Here is a 17,943-nt window from a genome sequence, read left to right on the forward strand (position 1 = left end):
TTGAGGTTTGTTTTTCAGTAACATCATACTTGTCATATCCAAGCTGTGTATCCATTTCTGCTTCTAATGCTTCTTGCAGTACCTCTTTAAATAATTCTTTCATAGCATCTAAAACATCATTAGGACTTTTAAAGTTCTGCTCATTAACATAATTTCTTAAAATTTCTTTAGAAATATTCGACATAAAAAACACTCCTTCTTGTAAATATTTGGTATATTATCTATCCAAATTCTTGCCAAGAAAGAGTGCTTTTTATTCAGTTTACACAAAATTTTTTGCAGGCTCGTTTATTATATAACAAATTTCATCATCAGATATATTTATAAGATATTTATTACATAAAAATGAAAAGTTTTCTTTAACTATATAATATATTTCTTTGTTTTGTGATATATAACTATCTTTATCAGGATATTCTATTGATGCATCGCCTTTTTTTAACCTACTTAACATAAAAGCTAAATGCAAAATTATACCAATTAAACTTTCATCTTTTAACTTTAAAGATAAGGTTTCCTCTAAACGTTTTAAAAAAATTATAATATCATTATAAAGCTCAATTCCATCAAAATTATCAATATTTTCTTGTATTATTATAGGCATTTTTAAAAGTGTAGTTTTTATATCTATACTTTCTTGAAGTGAATCTAAAACTTTCATATTAAGTACATCATACATATTATATTGTTTAATATCTATATCTATTGGGAAAGAAGATACTATAAATAAAATTTCTTTTTCTTTTAAAATTTCATTTAGTTTTTGTTTAAAATAATTTCTGTCTAAACAATTTAAAGCAATTATTTCAAATAAATCTTTATCATATTTAAGATTATTATTTAAAAAACTTTTAATTGCTAAAGAACCACCTTGTCCAGTTAAACATGCTGTTATTATAACTACTTTAGAGTTATGAGTATTAGCTTCTTTAATAATTCTATTTTTTTCAAAATATGAATTTACTTGCAATACTTCATTATAAATATCATCTAATGAAAGACCTAAAAGAGCTTTTCTTGCAGCCTCCAATACATGTAATGTTGAAACAAGAGGTATTACTTTTACAGGAACATTAAATTCTTGACTTATAGTTTCACCAAAAGTAGTTAAAGAGCCCATGTCAACAAGAAAAAGATATCCACTACTATTAATATCTTCAGATATAATTTTTTTGGTTTTTTCAAGAATAACTACTGGGCTTTCATCTATTGGTGAGTTGACACCTATAACATAATTTTCTCCCAAAAGTTCATTAGCTACATTTGCCATGGATGTTGCAGTAGATTCACCATGAGCTATAAGTATTATTTTAACTTTATTTTTATTATTAATGTTATGCTGTTCTTCAGGTAATAAAAATATTGTTAAATATCCAGCTTCATCTTCAGGTATTGTATGATGTATATATTTTTCAATAATTTCTTTAGCTTTAACAGCTATCTTAAATTCTTCAGGGTATAGTTCTTTAATTTTATATAATTGAGGATTAGTTATAGTTTTATTACTATTTATTCTTTTTATAAGAGTATTTATATGAAGAGCTAAAGCAGTATAAGTATTATTACTAAGATTTCTTTTTAACTGAGAAGTTACATAATATACAACCTTATCAATACATGCTAAAGCTTCTTCGCCAACAATGCTTAGTAAATTTTTCCTGTTTATTTCTTCAGAAATTCCACTGATATGCTTTACAAAATATTTTGTTATATCTTTTTCTAATATATTTTCTATAGCAATATTTGATATACCTTTAGATTTTAAATTTTCAAGTTTTGTTTCAATAATTTTATAAATTCCGTTATCTTCAGATTCTAAGTTTTCGTCATATTCCATAGATTTTGAGAACTTAAAATATTCTATTTCTTCACCAACTAATTTGTTCCATAAAATTCTATGTTCTTTTTCCTTATAAAGTCCTTCTCTAATATAAGATGGAAGACTGCCGCTGTGTATTCTTACATCAGATCTGATATTTGTAAGAAATTCAGAATAAGCTTTAGCACAAATAAGTTGAATATCACTTTTTAACTGACCTACATTATTTGGACAATCATAAGATAAAAGGGCTCTCATACTGTTTAAAGACACATATATATCTCTATTTATTTTTTGACTTTTTACTTTAAAAAAATTTTTAATTAAATAAAGTCTTTCTTCTAATGATCTTTGTTTTAAAGATGGAATTTTTATTATCATTGGGATTCTTCTTGTGAATGTTTTAAGCAAGGCTGAACTTGGATCTTCAGTTGTAGCACAAATAATAAGAACATCTGATTTTCTAGTTTCATAATCTCCCATACGTCTAAAACAACCGGTATCAAGAAATGTAAAAAGTATTTCTTGTCCTTCAGGAGGGAGTCTATGAACTTCGTCTAAGAATAAAATACCACCATTAGCTTTTTCAAGTAAACCAATTCTATCCGTTTCTGCTCCCGTATAAGCTCCTTTTTTTACGCCAAAAAGCTGAGAAGTAAGCAGCTGAGGGTTATTGCTGTAATCGGCACAATTAAAAACTATAAATGGTGAATTTTCTTCTCTTACATTCATTTCTACGGCATACTCATACATTAATGAAGCAAGCATTGATTTACCAACACCTGTATCTCCTAAAATTAAAGAAGGAATACCTTTTGGGGGATATAATATAGCTGCCTTCATTTGCTCTACAGCTTGTCTTAAACTCATATTATTTTTAACCAATAGATCAAGTTTACTTTCTTTATTTTTACAAAGTATATTATTTGCAGCCCAAAATAGTACTGGACGGGTAGAAGATTTTTGAACTTTTCCTTCTTTATAAAGCTTATTTAATTCATGGCTAACATTAGCTCTGCTCATACCTAAAATAGAAGCTAATGTTTGAGCATCTATTCCTTTACCATCATTAAGTTCTAAAAGCTTATTATATATAATTTCACTATTTTTCAAAGAGCCTTTCCTCCTTTCGATTGAATTTTCAAACTAATCAAAATTATATATATATTATACATTAATAACGTTTAAAATCACAGTGTTTAAAAAAATAAACACTATTATTTTTTTTGATTTTTCAGCAAATTAATATAAACACTAATGTAATTATATTTAAACACAACAGAGCCATTGTAAACGTTATAAAAACAATGCAATTATTATTAATAAATAAAAATTTAAAATACAATTTTTATATAGCCTTAAATAGTATAATTTCAATAAAATTCATTGCGATTATTAGAGTAATCATAATGAAAATTATAATAATTAGAGTTTTGGCATAATAATTGCTGTATTAAATAAGCAGAAATATAAAACACAAATTAATAAATATTTAGTGTTTGGCATAGTTTTTGCTAAATAATATAGTGAAAACATAAAAATAAATTACTAGACTAATTCAGGAGGTGACTTAAATGAGTGAGATGGAATTAATGATTATGAATATTATAATTAATGCTGGAGATGCAAAAACACATGCATATGAGGCTTTAAGAAAGGTGAATGATGGGGATTATGCTGGTGCAGAAGAGGAAATGAAAAAATCTGAAGAAGCACTTGAAGTAGCACATAATGCTCAAACATCATTAATTCAAAAAGAAGCTAACGGTGAAAAAATTGAGTTTTCAGTTTTATTTGTTCATTCTCAAGACCATTTAATGACAACTATAACAGAAAAAAATTTAATTGAACAAATTATTGAACTTAAAAAAACAATTAATCAAATATTAACTAAAATTAACAACTAGATATAATTAATAATTTTAAATTTAAGTAAAATATTAAAATCAATAATTAATGTAATAAATAATTTAAAAATTAAAATATTATTTAATTATTTAAAGGAGGAGTTTTTTATGATAAAAATTAGATTATTTTGTGCTGCAGGAATGTCTACTAGTGTATTAGTAAACAAAATGAAAAAAGCTGCTCAAGAGAAAGGAATTGAGGCAGATATTGATGCATTGCCAGAAAATGCTATGGCTAAAAGTTTAGATGGTGTAGATGTCGTACTTCTTGGACCACAAGTTGGGTATACATTACCAAAGGCAAAGAAAATATGTGGAGAAAAAGGAATACCAGTAGAAGTAATACCTATGGTAGATTATGGAATGATGAATGGAGAAAAAGTTTTAAATTTAGCATTAAAATTAGCAGGAAAATAATATGAGTACCCCATGTGCTAATACTAAAAGTGTTTAGGCAAATACTTATAAAAATAAACAAATGAGGTACTCAATATAAATTATATATAAAATATAATAATAATTCAAATTAAAATTAATATAAGAGTTATAAATACAGGGAGTTGATTGAATGAAGTTTCCACACGATTTTTTATTTGGAGCAGCTTCAGCTTCTTATCAAGTGGAAGGTGCATGGAATGAAGATGGAAAAGGTATTTCTAATTGGGATGTATTTTCAAAAATACCTGGCAAAACATATGAAAATACAAATGGAGATGTATCTGTAGATCATTACCACAGATATAAAGAAGATATTAAATTAATGGCTCAAATAGGATTGGAATCGTATAGATTTTCAATTTCATGGCCAAGGATAATTCCAGATGGAGATGGAAAAGTCAATGAAAAAGGAATAGAGTTTTATAACAATTTAATAGATGAATGTTTAAAATATGGAATTGTTCCTTTTGTTACATTATATCATTGGGATTTACCACAAGTTTTAGAAGAATGTGGAGGGTGGACCAATAAAAGAACCGTAGATGCATTTGTAAAATATGCCAATGTATGTTTTAACGCTTTTGGAGATAGAGTTAAACATTGGATTACTTTTAATGAAACAATAGTATTTACTTCATTAGGGTATATAGCAGGGGCTCATCCACCAGGAATAAAATATGATGTAAAAAAATACTTTGAAGCAACACATAATGTATTACTTGCACATGCAAAAGCTGTACAAAATTATAAAAATTTAAGACAATTTGGAGAAATAGGTATTACTCATGTATTTTCACCAGCTTTTAGTGCAGATGATAATGAAGAGAATAAAATTGCAGCATATCATGCTAATCAATATAATATTGCTTGGTTTTATGATCCTGTACTTAAAGGAGAATATCCTGAATATGTTGTTAAACAAATAAAAGAAAAAGGATGGACTCCTGATTGGACAGATGAAGAATTAAATATTATTAAGAGTTCTGCTGTAAATAATGATTTTATTGGATTAAATTATTATCAGCCTCAAAGAGTTATAAAAAATCATAAAGAAGATGAAAATACACAAAAAACTAGAGAAAATTTTACTGGAGCACCAGGAAATGCATCTTTTGATGGATTTTATAAAACAATTAAGCTTGATGATAAAGTTTACACTAAATGGGGATGGGAGATTGCTCCAGATGCTTTTCTTGAAGGTTTAAAAATGTTGAAAAAAGATTATGGAGACATAAAAATATATATTACAGAAAATGGATTAGGAGACGAAGATCCTATTATTGATGGTGAGATAGTTGATGTACCTAGAATAAAATATATAGAAACTCATTTAAGAGCTGTTAAGAATGCTATTAAAGAAGGCATAAATATTAAAGGCTATTATGCTTGGTCAGCAATTGATTTACTAAGCTGGTTAAATGGATACAAAAAACAATATGGATTTATTTATGTAGATCATAAAAATAATTTAAAAAGAAAGATAAAATTATCTGGTTATTGGTATAAAAAGGTTATCAAAGAAAGAGGAGAAAATATTTAATACAGTAATAAATTAAGTAAAATAAAAATTTGTAATAAATTTTAAGGAGGCCTGTAAATATGTCAGAACAAACAAAATTAACAGATAAATTAGTACCTGCCATAATGCGATTTGTTAATACAAAAGCAATTATTGCTTTGAAAGATGGTATACTATACACAATGCCTTTAAGCTTAGTAGGATCAATATTCTTACTTTTGGCGCAAATACCTTATCAACCATTTAATGATTGGATGGCAAGTATTTTCGGACAAAATTGGACAGCACCATTACTAAAAATTTACAATGGTTCATTTGCACTTATGGCTTTAGCAGCTGTTATGGGTATAGCTTATACTTATACAAAAAATGAGGGACATGAAGGTTTACCTGCAGCAGTAATTGCTTTATGTTCATTGGCAATTGTTATTCCAGGAACAGTTACTGCAATAGGAGCAGATAACAAGCCAATTACTGTAAGTGGTGTTTTACCTGCAAGCTGGCTTGGTGGACAAGGAATGGTACTTTCTATAATTTTGGGATTACTTGTTGGTTATGTATACTCCTTATTCTTAACTAAAAAAATTACAATTAAAATGCCTGAAGGAGTTCCACAAGGTGTTGCAAATCAATTTATTGCTCTTATACCAGCATTAGTAATATTTACAGCATTATTAATTATAAATATATTCTTCTCAGTTGTATTTAAGACTACTTTTGCAGAATGGATATTTAAGGTATTACAAACACCTCTACAAGGCGTTACAGATTCATTGTTTGGAGTATTTATTATGGGTGCATTAATTCCATTCTTATGGTGGTTTGGTGTACACGGAGCTACAATTGTAGGTGGAGTTATGACTCCTATATATCAAGCAAATATGCTTGCTAATCAAGCTATACTTGATAGTGGAAAGGCATTAACTTTACAAAATGGAGCACATATTATTACTGAACAATTTCAATCATTATTTGTTACAGTTACAGGATCTGGACTTACTATAGGGCTTGTAATTGCAATGATTTTAGCAGGAAAATCTTCTCAGTCAAAAACTTTAGGAAAATTAGCTATATGGCCGGGTATATTTAATATAAATGAACCAGTTACATTTGGATTCCCTATAGTAATGAACCCTTTTATGTTTATACCATTTGTATTAGTTCCACTTGTATCAGCTATAGCAACATATTTTGCCATGAAAATAGGATTTTTACATCCATTTTCAGCTGTAACAGTACCTTGGACAACTCCACCAATAATATCAGGATTTATTCTTCAAGGTTGGAAAGGTGCATTATGGCAAATTATAATAATGGCTTGGTCTACAATAGCATATTTCCCATTCTTTAAGAAACAAGATGCAATTAACTTAAAAATAGAACAAGAAGGATCAGCAGAATAATAAAAACAATAATAAAAACTTTAATATAATTATAAAATTTATGATATTAACCCAATATTTTATAAAATATTGGGTTAATATTTAAATTTAAAATTTTTAATAAAAAATAGATAAAGAATTAATACAATTTTAGAGTGTTTAAAAGACTAAAATTTATAAAATTATTATTTAATGTATGTCAAAATAGAACTAAATATATTTATTCAAATTATTTAGTACACTAAATATAATTAAGTATTATAGAAGGAGAGAGTTTAAAATGAAGTTGTTTAAATTAAATGTTAATGGAAGTAGTGATAATTTTAATATAAAATATACAGCAGCATCTAATTTTATTACTTATGAAGACTGTGGTTTTAACGGATCAGAGCAAGAAAAATATAATTTATTTTTAAAAGAACTAGAGAAAAATGGTGGACCACAGCCTGTAAATATTAAAGTAAAATTGAATACACAAACAGTAGATAGAGCTTTATCTAAAAATGAAATATTATCTATAAAAGATGTTAATGAATTTATAAAAAGATTAAGCAGATAATTACAAACCATATAAATTATACTATTAAACCACAATAAATTGTAAATAAATTTCCATTACACAATGAGTAGTATATTTATTATTGATTTATTTAAAAATATAGTGGTTAATTCTAAGAAAAAATAATTTTTGTGAGATAATCATTATATAAAAAGTAAAAAAATATGTTTAAGAAATTTAAAGTTATTAAATGTTTCTTATAGATATTTTTTTACTTTTTTTGTGTATGTTTATATTTCATAATATATAATTGTAATTGTAATAAAAATTATTTTTATTAAGAATTTATTATAAGATTTTTATACAATAAAAAATTTTAAGCAGGAAAGGTTTATTTTCATACTAAAATTGTATACTTAAAGTTAGTTTACAGTTTATTTAATAAATTATTTAAAATAAAAACTAGGGGATAGAACTATGTATGAAAAAATAATTGATGAAATAAAAAAAGATATAGTAAAAGGAATATATAAACCTGGTAAAAAATTACCTTCAGTAAGAGAATTAAGCGATAAATATAAATGTTCTAAAAACACTGTTGTTAAAGCTTATGAAGTTTTAAAAAATAATCATATAATTTATTCAATACCACAAAGTGGATATTATATAGTTGAAAAAATTATAAATAATAATATAGAAAATGATTTTAAAACAATAGATTTTCGTAGTGGCAATCCTATTATCGGCAATATGAATACTCCAGATCTTAAGCATTGTCTTGATAGAGCCGTTGATATTTATAAAAATAATTCATTAAATAATACAGAATATGGAGTGGATTCTTTACGCAATATATTGCCTAAATATTTAGCAGATTTTCAAGTATTTACTTCCCCTGACAATATATTTGTAAATTTAGGAATTCAGCAGGCTTTAAGTATATTAACACAAATGCCGTTCCCAAATGGTAAAGATTTAATTTTAATAGAGCAGCCTACTTATAGTCATTTCATAAATTTTTTAAAATTTATAGGAGCAAAAGTTATAGGAATAGAAAGAGATAAAAACGGAATAGATTTAGATAAGTTAGAATACCTTTTCAAAAATGAAAATATTAAGTTTTTTTATACTGTACCCCGTAACCATAGCCCATTAGGTGTTAATTATAATAAATATCAAAGACAAAAGATAGCAAAGCTTGCAAGCAAATATGACGTTTATATTGTTGAAGATGATTATTTTGCAGATATTTCTTCTGATAATAAATACGATCCCATATTTACTTATTCAGATCGTTTGCATCATTTTTATTTAAAAAGCTTTTCTAAAATATTACCATGGATAAGAATAGGGTTAATAGTTATTCCTGATAATATGATAAATTTATTTAAAGAATATAGTCATGTTTCTTATTATTATTCTTATTTTTCAGCATCTTTAATATCTCAGGCAACACTAGAAATTTATATAAGAAGTAATATTTTAAAAAAGCATGTATTAGCTGTTAAAAAAGAACTTGAAGAAAAGCAAAAATATTTAGCAAATTATTTTTCTATATTAAAAAAATGTGGTATTAATTGTACAGGTGGTAAAAATGGATTTTATTCTTATATTTATTTGCCTGATTATATAAATGAATATATATTTGTAGAAAATCTAAAAAAACAAAATGTAATTGTAACTTTAGGAAATAGATTTTTTTTAAATGAATCTTTTTATAAAAAAGGAATAAGGTTAAGTATTGCTAATTCAAAAATAGAAGATATAGATAAAGGATTACAAATTATTATTAAAGAGATTGAAAAATATAAAAAATTTTAATTGTTATTTTTGAATTTTATTATTAGTAAAACTTGTAATAAAAAATAATATTGCTATAAATATAAATATTATCACTCCAATAGTATCTTTAACTAAAAATCTTGTTAGAGCAATAAATAAGAAAATTATAGCTAATATTAAATTAAAGTTCCATGATTTAAATTTCATTTTTATTTACCTCGCTTTGTTTTAATTAATAATTTTAAAAATAATTTATTTATATAAATAAATTATAATCATATTAAAAATTTTTACAATACATTATAATTTGCACTATTTAAACTGTGCCAATACAGTTTGAAGTTATTGTGATTGAGATACTTTTTTTGTGGATATATAATTGTTATTGTAAGGTAGAAATAATTAATTATATATACCTTATTAAAAAATTTTTTAGTATATAAATGTAATAATTTTTATATACTAAAAATTTATTTGTAGGAGGTTACTATGGGGAAAAAAGGAATTAAAATTGCTACTATTGGAGGAGGTTCAAGCTATACTCCTGAATTAATCGAAGGCTTTATTTTAAGGAAGGATCAACTTCCAATAAAAGAAATCTGGCTTGTAGATATTGAAGAAGGAAAGGAAAAGCTTGAAATTGTAGGTAATCTTGCTAAACGTATGGTTGAAAATGCAGGATTAGATTGGGAAATACATTTAACACTCGATAGAAGAGCAGCTTTAGAAAATGCAGATTTTGTAACTACACAATTTCGTGTTGGACTTTTAGATGCAAGAATAAAAGATGAAAGAATTCCTTTAAGTCATGGAATATTGGGACAAGAAACAAATGGTGCTGGAGGAATATTTAAAGCATTTAGAACTATACCTGTAATTTTAGATATAGTTAAAGACATGAAAGAATTATGTCCTAATGCATGGCTTGTAAATTTCACAAATCCATCAGGAATGGTAACTGAAGCAGTATTAAAATATGGTAATTTTGAAAAAGTAGTTGGACTTTGCAATGTTCCTATAGGACATAATATTCGAGAATCAAGTTTAATTGGGAAAAATCCTGATGAATTATACTTTCAATATGCAGGGCTTAATCATCATCATTGGCATAAAATTTATGATAAAGATGGAACCGATTTAACTCCAATAGTTATGGAGAAAATGTTTTCAATGAAAGAAAGTGAATTAGAAAATATTCATTTTGAACCATTCTTTGAAGAACAGATTAAAGACCTTGGAATGCTTCCATGCGGCTATCATAGATATTATTATTTAACTGATGATATGTTAAAGGAAGAATTAAAAGAATTTGAAAAAAATCAAACTCGTGCTGAAACAGTAAAGAAATTAGAGGAAGAATTATTTGAATTATATAAAAATCCAGATTTAAAAGTAAAACCTGAGCAGCTATCTAAACGTGGAGGAGCTCATTATTCTGATGCTGCTTGTGAATTAATATGTTCAATTTTTAATGATAAAAGAACTGATATGGTAGTTAGCACAAGAAATAATGGTGCATTAGCTGATTTACCATATGACTGCGTAGTAGAAGTAAGCAGTATAATTACTGCATCTGGTCCAAAACCAATTACATTTGGTAAATTTAAACCAGCTATGCGAGGAATGGTTCAACTTATGAAAGCTATGGAAGAAGTTACTATTGAAGCCGCAGTTACAGGTGATTATGGCAAGGCACTTCAAGCTTTTACAATTAATCCATTAATTCCTAGTGGAAAAATTGCAAGAACATTATTAAATGAAATGCTTATAGCACATAAAAAACATCTTCCACAATTTAAAGAAGTTATAGAAAAAATTGAAAATGGAGAACTAAAATAAAAAATTTAATTAAATAAAAGTAAAACAAAATTAATATTTATATAATTTTGTAAATAAAAGCTGTGCATAAAAAATATTTTAATTTATGCACAGCTTTTTAATTTATTTTTCAAACATTAAAGGTAAGGAATATTGTTTCCCTAAAAGTAAATCGTATTGAATTAATTTATATTCTTCAATTAATTCTTTTTCATCATCGCTTAAATCTTTCTTTATATTGCTATTAGAATCTATAAGAACAGATGATTTAAGCCCTGGTACTTGAGATTTTATATCTTCAAGCATTGCATAATAAGGTGTTAAAGGCTTATTTAAAATATCAAATAAAGTTACTCCTAAAAAAGCAGGACTTATAGTTTTTAAATTCTCTTTTTTTAAGTTGTAGTTTGAATATATAAACAAAGGAGTTTCAGATAGTTTCCTTTCATTTAAAGACTCATCATCTCCTAAATACTTAGAATCTTCATATATTGAGTTAGATAGTGATGGAAGATGATCTCCCCAAAATACTACAATAGTAGGCTCTTTTAATTTTGATACACCGTCAATTAAATTTTTTATTGCTATATCTGATTGCTTTATTCCTTCAGAATAAGTTTCTAATTCTTTAGCATCTTCTTCATTTAATCCAGAAATAGATATTGAATTTTCACCATGTTTACCATCTGTTATAGGAAGATGATTTTGCATAGTAACAGCATGAATAAATTGAGGATTATTTTTTTCGTTTAATACATCTAATATTTCATTTACAACAGATTGGTCAGAAATATAAGAATCTTTAGTAAGTCTATCTTTATAACGTATATTTTCTTCACTTGTAAAATAATCAAATCCTATAAGAGGATAAACTTTAGAGCGCTTATAAAATATTTTATTATAAGGATGAATAGCTAAAGTATCATAATTATCATTTTTTAGAATACTTGCTATAGATGGTATTTTTGTATCCTTTTGAAAACCTTGCTGAAAAGGTACAGTACCTGGAAAAAGATTATACATTGAAAAACCAGTAAGAGCTTCAAACTCTACATTAGCAGTACACCCTCCAAAACTAGGTGAAAGCAATGCTCCAGATGAAGAATTAGACATTATTTCACGTATATTTTTCATAGGATCATCGCTGAATTTTAAATTTGTAAGTTTGGTTGGATCCCAAAAAGATTCATCCATAACAAAAACTATATTTGGATTTTCGCTTGAAGAAATATTTCTGTCTTTATTTATTTCTTCAGCCTTTTCTTTATATTTTAAAGCTATTTTATTAACATTTTCTTCAGTATAATTCTCAGGCATTGCCATTATATCATTTTGAAGATTTGATAAAAGAGCAATCATAAATCCATTTGTAGAATAATTCACTGGCTGATTCCAAAAAACAATAGTTACTCCAGCTTTAGATAAAATATTATTTAAAAAGCTATTGCTAAAATTTAAGTATGAATAAAGCATAAAACCAGACAAAATAATAGAAATAACTCTATTTTTTAAACTTAAAGATATCCTTGGAAGTTTTTTTATTGCTTTTACAAAAGCAAACAATAGCACAAAGAAAATAATTAAAAAAGATAATGAAAAACTTCCTTTTACAAATTTAAACAAAGATTTTATTTCTAAAACCTGATAAAAATCAACAGGATAAATAGGCTCTCCTAATATTGATAATTTTTGGCTGTTTGCAAAATTAAATATTAAAAAAACTATAAATCCTATAATAAAACCTGTAGTAAAATTACCTGCAATAGATATAATTAAAAGATAAATAAAAAATATAAATATTGTATTAAATATAGATATTTTTATATTTGATACAAACCATATTAAAGTTTTAAACAAGCCTTCATTTAATTGAGTATTTTGAAATATAAAAAATGTTATAAAAGATAAAACAAAAAGAGCAACATAAGGAAGTCCATTTTTTATATTTACTTTTTTTAAATTTAATTTATTAAAATTTAAATTAAACTTCATTTCGTTCCCCCTAATTTTAAATATATTGTATAAATATAATTATGTGTTTATAATATGTATTTTTTATTGTGATTTTATAAATATTTTGTAAATGAAATCATTAATTAAAATTTAAACTCTCTAAGCTATATTATATATTATTTATATATTTTTAGCCTAAATATATGAATATTTTAAATATTAAAAACTGCCAGACAAGTTTAAAAAAATAAATGTCTGGCAGTAGTTATAATTATTTAATATTTAATTATTATTTTTAATATTTTCACAATTTTTATGCTTATGTTTTTTTATAGAACCATCCCAATTTGCAGTTTTTTCTTTTGATTTTTCAATCATTTTTTCGGCTTCTTCTTTAGTAAGTTTACCTTCTTGAACAGCTTTGTTTATAACATCAGTTTTATTCTTTATAAGAATGTCTTTAACCTGTTTTTCTGTATAACCTTTTTCTTTAGCTAAATCAAAAATAGTTTTATTTGACTCTATTCCTTTTTTTAAATCTTCTTTAGTTAATCCTATCTCAGTAAGGAATTTATCAAAAGATTCTTTATTTATCTCTCTTTTATAAGATTTTTGAGTATCTGTTTTTGGTAAATTACTTGTTTCACTAGGATTAAGTGATGTACTAGCAAAAGCAGTAGAACTTATAAATGTTACACAGACTAATGTAAGTGCTGCAATTTTCTTATAAATTTTGTTAACCATAATGTTTCCTCCTTTTTATATTTTTTATACTGTATTATATTTTGCTTATAATGTGTCAAGAATGTGTTGAAATTATTAACAGTTTATAAACATTTTTTATTAAAATAAATTCAAATAACATATAATAAAAAATATTTTATTAACAATCAACCTCTAAATATTGATACAATACAATAATTACGACTAAAATATTTTTATATTATTTAGCAATTAAATTTTATTTTACAAAAAAGGATATCATTATTTTAATAAAGTATTTAATTAAACTTTGGAAATTAATATTTATAGATCTAAAAAATAATTGATTCTGTAAATATAAAAAATTTAAAAAATAATTAATATTGTTAATTTACAATTAAATTTATTTATAAAATTTAGTAATTATGATATTATATGTTTATAAGTTAATTGTCTGAATAAAAGTATAAAATAAAAGAGAAAGGGAGATGCTGTATGTCAAGTATATTTGAAAAATCCATTAATTTAGGGCTCGGACTATTCTCATATTCAAGAGAAAAAGTTGAAGAAATAGTAGATGAATTAGTAAATAAAGGTGAAGTGGCAAGAAAAGATGCCAAAGATTTAGTTAATGATTTAGTTAAAAAGGGAGAAGAAGAAAAAGAAGAACTTAAAAAAATAATAAAAGATGAAGTTACTGAATCATTAGATTATATGAATGTAGCCAAAAAAGAAGATTTAATTTCTGAAAAAGATATAAGAAAAATTATAAGGGAAGAACTTATAAATATATTAAATGAACAAAATATTGCAACAAAAGATGATATTATTAATCTAAAAAAAGAATTAAATGGGGAAAATAAATAATATAATAATTGATAGGAAATACATTTTAAGTATATAATTTATATAATATAAATAAGATTCGCTATTTAAGCTTTACAAAATACTGTAAAAATATCAGAATTTTACTAAGCTTAAATAGCGATTTATTAATAAAATTTTTGTTAGATTTTAAAATAGTATGTATTAATTAAATATGAAAAATAGGTTGTGATAAAATTTGATTGCTGCCAGTCAATATAATCATATTAAAAGAGTACGACAAATTATACAAGTTTTTATTAAGCATGGGTTTGGAGCTATAATAGATAATATAGGTATTTTATCTTATTTAAAAATTAAGAAAAAAACATTAAATAATAATGTTGAAGATAAAGTTATGAAGCTTACTGTAGGTCAAAGGCTAAGACTTGCATTAGAAGAATTAGGACCTACCTTTGTAAAGCTTGGACAAATAATTAGTACAAGACATGATTTACTCCCAAAGGATATAATTGAAGAACTTGAAAAACTACAAGATTCTGTACCCCCTTTTCCTTTTGAAGAAGTTAAAAATGTTATAGAAAGTGAACTTGGAGATAAACTTGAGAATATATATGCAAAATTTGATAAAGAATCTTTAGCAGCAGCATCTATTGCTCAAGTTCATCTTGCACAGCTTCTTTCAGGTAAACGGGTGGTTGTAAAAGTTCAAAGACCTAATATAGAGGAAAAGATTGATCTTGACATAAAGATATTAAAAGATATTGCATATTTTATTGATAATCATACAAAGTATGGTAAACTATATGATTTCAATAAAATGGTGAAAGAATTTGAAATTAGCATTAAAAATGAATTAGATTTTAGAATTGAAGGAGAAAATGCAGAAACATTTAAAAACAATTTTTCCAAAGATAAAAATGTATCTGTTCCTAATATCAGTTGGATTCATACAACACAACGTGTTTTAACAATGGAATATATAGAGGGAATAAAATTAAATGATTTTGATAAATTCGATAAAGCAGGTATTGATAGGAAAGAAATTGCTTATAATCTTGCAACTTCAATATTTAATCAAATATTGAGAGATGGTTTTTTTCATGGAGACCCTCATCCGGGTAATATTATGGTTTTAGAAGGAAATAAAATTGTTTTTTTAGACTTAGGTATGGTAGGAAAATTAAATCAACAGAGAAAAAATCAATTTTTAAAAATGTTAATGGGTATTACTTTAAAAAACAGTAAATTAATTATTGAAGGAATAATAGGATTAGATGCTATACCTAACAGAATAAATATGAAAAAACTTGAAAAAGATATTGATGTATTAAGGGATAAATATTTATCAATTCCTTTAAGTGAAATAAAAATTGGAGAGATGTTTAATGAAATTTTTAATCTTGCCTTTTTTTACAATATTGTAATTCCAAGTGAATTTACAATGCTTGCAAAATCACTTATTACATTAGAAGGAATTGTTGAAAAATTAAATCCAGATATGAGTGTTTTAGAAGTTGCAGAGCCAATTGCAGAAAAACTTATATTTACTTTATTTTCACCGGAAAAGATAGGTAAAGAAATTATTACAAGTATAATGGATTATGGCAATTTAGCAAAGAAATTTCCATCTTCTATGATAAATTTTTTAGATATGATAGAAGATGAAGATTTCACTATGCAGTTTAAGATTAAAGGAATTGAAGATATTACAAAACGAATTGATAAAATTTTTAATCGCCTTTCATTTAGTGTAGTTCTTTTAGCAGTCAGCATTATTATTGCAGGAATTATTATAGGTTCTAGTATGAATGCAAATATTGGAGCAGAGATGTATTTATTTAATATAACAATTTTAAGAGTAGGATTAGTAATAGCAGCTCTTATAATATTATTTCTTATTATTTCAATATTACGATCAAGTCGTCTATAAAACTTAAAAAATTATAAATATAATTTCACAATTCTTAATAGACAAATTAATGTATAAAATAAGAAGGGGTAAAAATGAATATAAAAAAATTACAGCTAAATTTAAAAAAAGAAAATGAAGAAAACAATTTAGAAGGAAATAATATATATAAAGAATATGAAAATTATATTAAAGATTTGCTTATGGATGAAAAAGTAAGAATGATGGATAAGTATAGGCACCATTACTCTACTACTTGTCTTGAACATTGTTTAAATGTATCATTTTGCAGTTATATAATATGCAAGAAATTAGGATTAGATTATATTTCTGCTGCAAGAGGGGGAATGCTCCATGATTTATTTTTATATGATTGGAGAACTACGAAATTAGATGAAGGAAAACATGCATTTAGGCATCCAGATATAGCACTTGAAAATGCTATAAAAATATGTGAATTAAATCCTATAGAAAAAGATATTATAAAAAAGCATATGTGGCCTCTTACAATAAAAATACCTAGATATATTGAATCATTTATAGTTTCTTTTGCAGATAAATACTGTGCACTAATGGAATTTGGACAGGAGATGGTAATGAATATAAAACAATCTAATTGATATTTATAAATAAGTAAATTGTTAGATTAGTTATAAATAAATTATTAAATTACTTGTTTTTCAATAACATATTACATAAAATGTAATATTATCAATAATATGTTTTTTTGAAAGTTAAACATTGACTTAAATTCATTTTTCAAATAATATAGAATTATATAAAAATTAACAATATTTTTATATAATTCTATATTATTTTTTTATATTTTGCATTTGTTGATTAATAAAATAATAAAATAAGGAGGAGTATGGCATTGGATGATAAAAAATGCTGCTGTTGTAGTAATGAAGACGATGACAGAATAGAAAAAGTTAGAGAAATTGTTAAAGAATATAAAGGAATAAAGGGTTCTCTTATTCCAATACTTCATGAAATTCAAAAATTATTTGGATATATTAAAGAAGAGGCTATGCAAGTAGTATCTGAAGAATTATCTGTTCCTATGTCTGAAATTTATGGAGTTGCAACTTTTTACTCACAATTTACACTTGAACCTAAAGGAAAACATATTATTAAAGTATGTCTTGGCACTGCATGTTATGTAAAAGGTTCACAGGATATATTAAATAAACTAAGCAGTCTGCTTGAAGTTGAAGTTGGGAAAACAACAAAAGATGGAATGTTTACATTAGAAGCAGCAAGATGTTTAGGTGGATGTGGACTTGCCCCTGTTATGATGATTGATGAAAAAGTTTACGGAAAGCTTATACCAGATGATGTAATAAAAATAATAGAGGAAGTTAAGGCTTTAGGTTAAGGGGGGAAG

At 25.1% G+C, this 17,943-nt stretch carries 15 protein-coding genes; 11 read left to right on the forward strand and 4 right to left on the reverse strand.

From position 1 onward, the window contains the following. The coding region (locus B5D11_RS10850) for a transposase (RefSeq protein WP_078683060.1) at positions 1 to 184 on the reverse strand (184 nt) is incomplete at its 3' end. Positions 185 to 262: 78 nt separating this feature from the next. Continuing rightward, the gene (locus B5D11_RS10855) at positions 263 to 2,932 is read right to left on the reverse strand and encodes a sigma 54-interacting transcriptional regulator (RefSeq protein ID WP_143327702.1); all 2,670 of its coding nucleotides are present in this window, start codon (positions 2,930 to 2,932) and stop codon (positions 263 to 265) included. Between the two features lie 461 nt (positions 2,933 to 3,393). Here B5D11_RS10855 and B5D11_RS10860 point away from each other — a divergent pair, with 461 nt between their 5' ends. The 7 genes from B5D11_RS10860 to B5D11_RS10890 all read left to right on the forward strand — a co-directional run bounded on the left by B5D11_RS10860 (position 3,394) and on the right by B5D11_RS10890 (position 11,185). Continuing rightward, the gene (locus B5D11_RS10860) at positions 3,394 to 3,726 is read left to right on the forward strand and encodes a PTS lactose/cellobiose transporter subunit IIA (protein WP_078683061.1); all 333 of its coding nucleotides are present in this window, start codon (positions 3,394 to 3,396) and stop codon (positions 3,724 to 3,726) included. A 108-nt stretch (positions 3,727 to 3,834) separates the two neighbouring features. Continuing rightward, on the forward strand, positions 3,835 to 4,143 hold the full coding sequence (locus B5D11_RS10865; RefSeq protein ID WP_078683062.1) for a PTS sugar transporter subunit IIB: 309 nt from the start codon (positions 3,835 to 3,837) through the stop codon (positions 4,141 to 4,143). A 151-nt stretch (positions 4,144 to 4,294) separates the two neighbouring features. Beyond that, positions 4,295 to 5,704 carry a GH1 family beta-glucosidase gene (locus B5D11_RS10870; protein ID WP_078683063.1) on the forward strand — a complete coding sequence of 470 codons (1,410 nt, stop codon included), beginning with the start codon at positions 4,295 to 4,297 and terminating at the stop codon, positions 5,702 to 5,704. 59 nt (positions 5,705 to 5,763) lie between these two features. Further along, positions 5,764 to 7,086 (forward strand): PTS sugar transporter subunit IIC, encoded by a 1,323-nt coding sequence (locus tag B5D11_RS10875; RefSeq protein ID WP_078683064.1) that lies wholly within the window; start codon positions 5,764 to 5,766, stop codon positions 7,084 to 7,086. Between the two features lie 259 nt (positions 7,087 to 7,345). Next, a complete protein-coding gene (locus tag B5D11_RS10880; RefSeq protein WP_078683065.1) occupies positions 7,346 to 7,624 on the forward strand; it encodes a hypothetical protein in 279 nt (92 codons plus the stop codon). 417 nt (positions 7,625 to 8,041) lie between these two features. Beyond that, positions 8,042 to 9,385, forward strand: coding sequence for an aminotransferase-like domain-containing protein (locus tag B5D11_RS10885; RefSeq protein WP_078683066.1), 1,344 nt, complete (start codon positions 8,042 to 8,044; stop codon positions 9,383 to 9,385). Between the two features lie 450 nt (positions 9,386 to 9,835). Next, entirely contained in the window at positions 9,836 to 11,185 is a 1,350-nt protein-coding gene (locus B5D11_RS10890) for a 6-phospho-beta-glucosidase (RefSeq protein WP_078683067.1), read from the forward strand. A 102-nt stretch (positions 11,186 to 11,287) separates the two neighbouring features. On the opposite strand, the gene B5D11_RS10895 is transcribed toward B5D11_RS10890, so the two are convergent. Together B5D11_RS10895 and B5D11_RS10900 are read right to left on the reverse strand one after the other, a co-directional pair. Next, positions 11,288 to 13,156 (reverse strand): LTA synthase family protein, encoded by a 1,869-nt coding sequence (locus tag B5D11_RS10895; protein WP_078683068.1) that lies wholly within the window; start codon positions 13,154 to 13,156, stop codon positions 11,288 to 11,290. A 243-nt stretch (positions 13,157 to 13,399) separates the two neighbouring features. Beyond that, a complete protein-coding gene (locus tag B5D11_RS10900) occupies positions 13,400 to 13,861 on the reverse strand; it encodes a hypothetical protein (RefSeq protein ID WP_078683069.1) in 462 nt (153 codons plus the stop codon). Between the two features lie 453 nt (positions 13,862 to 14,314). Here B5D11_RS10900 and B5D11_RS10905 point away from each other — a divergent pair, with 453 nt between their 5' ends. The 4 genes from B5D11_RS10905 to nuoE all read left to right on the forward strand — a co-directional run bounded on the left by B5D11_RS10905 (position 14,315) and on the right by nuoE (position 17,934). Continuing rightward, complete coding sequence (locus tag B5D11_RS10905) at positions 14,315 to 14,686, forward strand: phasin family protein (protein WP_078683070.1); 372 nt, start codon at positions 14,315 to 14,317, stop codon at positions 14,684 to 14,686. A gap of 196 nt (positions 14,687 to 14,882) precedes the next feature. Beyond that, on the forward strand, positions 14,883 to 16,577 hold the full coding sequence (ubiB, locus tag B5D11_RS10910) for a 2-polyprenylphenol 6-hydroxylase (protein ID WP_347476948.1): 1,695 nt from the start codon (positions 14,883 to 14,885) through the stop codon (positions 16,575 to 16,577). Positions 16,578 to 16,651: 74 nt separating this feature from the next. Continuing rightward, positions 16,652 to 17,176: an HD domain-containing protein gene (locus B5D11_RS10915; protein ID WP_078683071.1), complete on the forward strand. Its 525-nt coding sequence runs from the start codon at positions 16,652 to 16,654 to the stop codon at positions 17,174 to 17,176. 254 nt (positions 17,177 to 17,430) lie between these two features. After that, positions 17,431 to 17,934, forward strand: coding sequence for an NADH-quinone oxidoreductase subunit NuoE (nuoE, locus tag B5D11_RS10920; RefSeq protein WP_242942284.1), 504 nt, complete (start codon positions 17,431 to 17,433; stop codon positions 17,932 to 17,934). The last annotated feature ends 9 nt before the right edge of the window (positions 17,935 to 17,943 follow it).

Source organism: Clostridium sp. USBA 49 (assembly GCF_900167505.1).
In the GTDB taxonomy this organism is placed as follows: domain Bacteria; phylum Bacillota; class Clostridia; order Clostridiales; family Clostridiaceae; genus Clostridium_AT; species Clostridium_AT prolinivorans.

Bases quoted from the DNA above. Each gene is read 5' to 3' on its own strand.
- B5D11_RS10860 (WP_078683061.1), top strand. From the start codon at position 3,394: ATGAGTGAGATGGAATTAATGATTATGAATATTATAATTAATGCTGGA.
- B5D11_RS10865 (WP_078683062.1), top strand. From the start codon at position 3,835: ATGATAAAAATTAGATTATTTTGTGCTGCAGGAATGTCTACTAGTGTA.
- B5D11_RS10870 (WP_078683063.1), top strand. From the start codon at position 4,295: ATGAAGTTTCCACACGATTTTTTATTTGGAGCAGCTTCAGCTTCTTAT.
- B5D11_RS10875 (WP_078683064.1), top strand. From the start codon at position 5,764: ATGTCAGAACAAACAAAATTAACAGATAAATTAGTACCTGCCATAATG.
- B5D11_RS10880 (WP_078683065.1), top strand. From the start codon at position 7,346: ATGAAGTTGTTTAAATTAAATGTTAATGGAAGTAGTGATAATTTTAAT.
- B5D11_RS10885 (WP_078683066.1), top strand. From the start codon at position 8,042: ATGTATGAAAAAATAATTGATGAAATAAAAAAAGATATAGTAAAAGGA.
- B5D11_RS10890 (WP_078683067.1), top strand. From the start codon at position 9,836: ATGGGGAAAAAAGGAATTAAAATTGCTACTATTGGAGGAGGTTCAAGC.
- B5D11_RS10895 (WP_078683068.1), bottom strand. From the start codon at position 13,156: ATGAAGTTTAATTTAAATTTTAATAAATTAAATTTAAAAAAAGTAAAT.
- B5D11_RS10900 (WP_078683069.1), bottom strand. From the start codon at position 13,861: ATGGTTAACAAAATTTATAAGAAAATTGCAGCACTTACATTAGTCTGT.
- B5D11_RS10905 (WP_078683070.1), top strand. From the start codon at position 14,315: ATGTCAAGTATATTTGAAAAATCCATTAATTTAGGGCTCGGACTATTC.
- B5D11_RS10915 (WP_078683071.1), top strand. From the start codon at position 16,652: ATGAATATAAAAAAATTACAGCTAAATTTAAAAAAAGAAAATGAAGAA.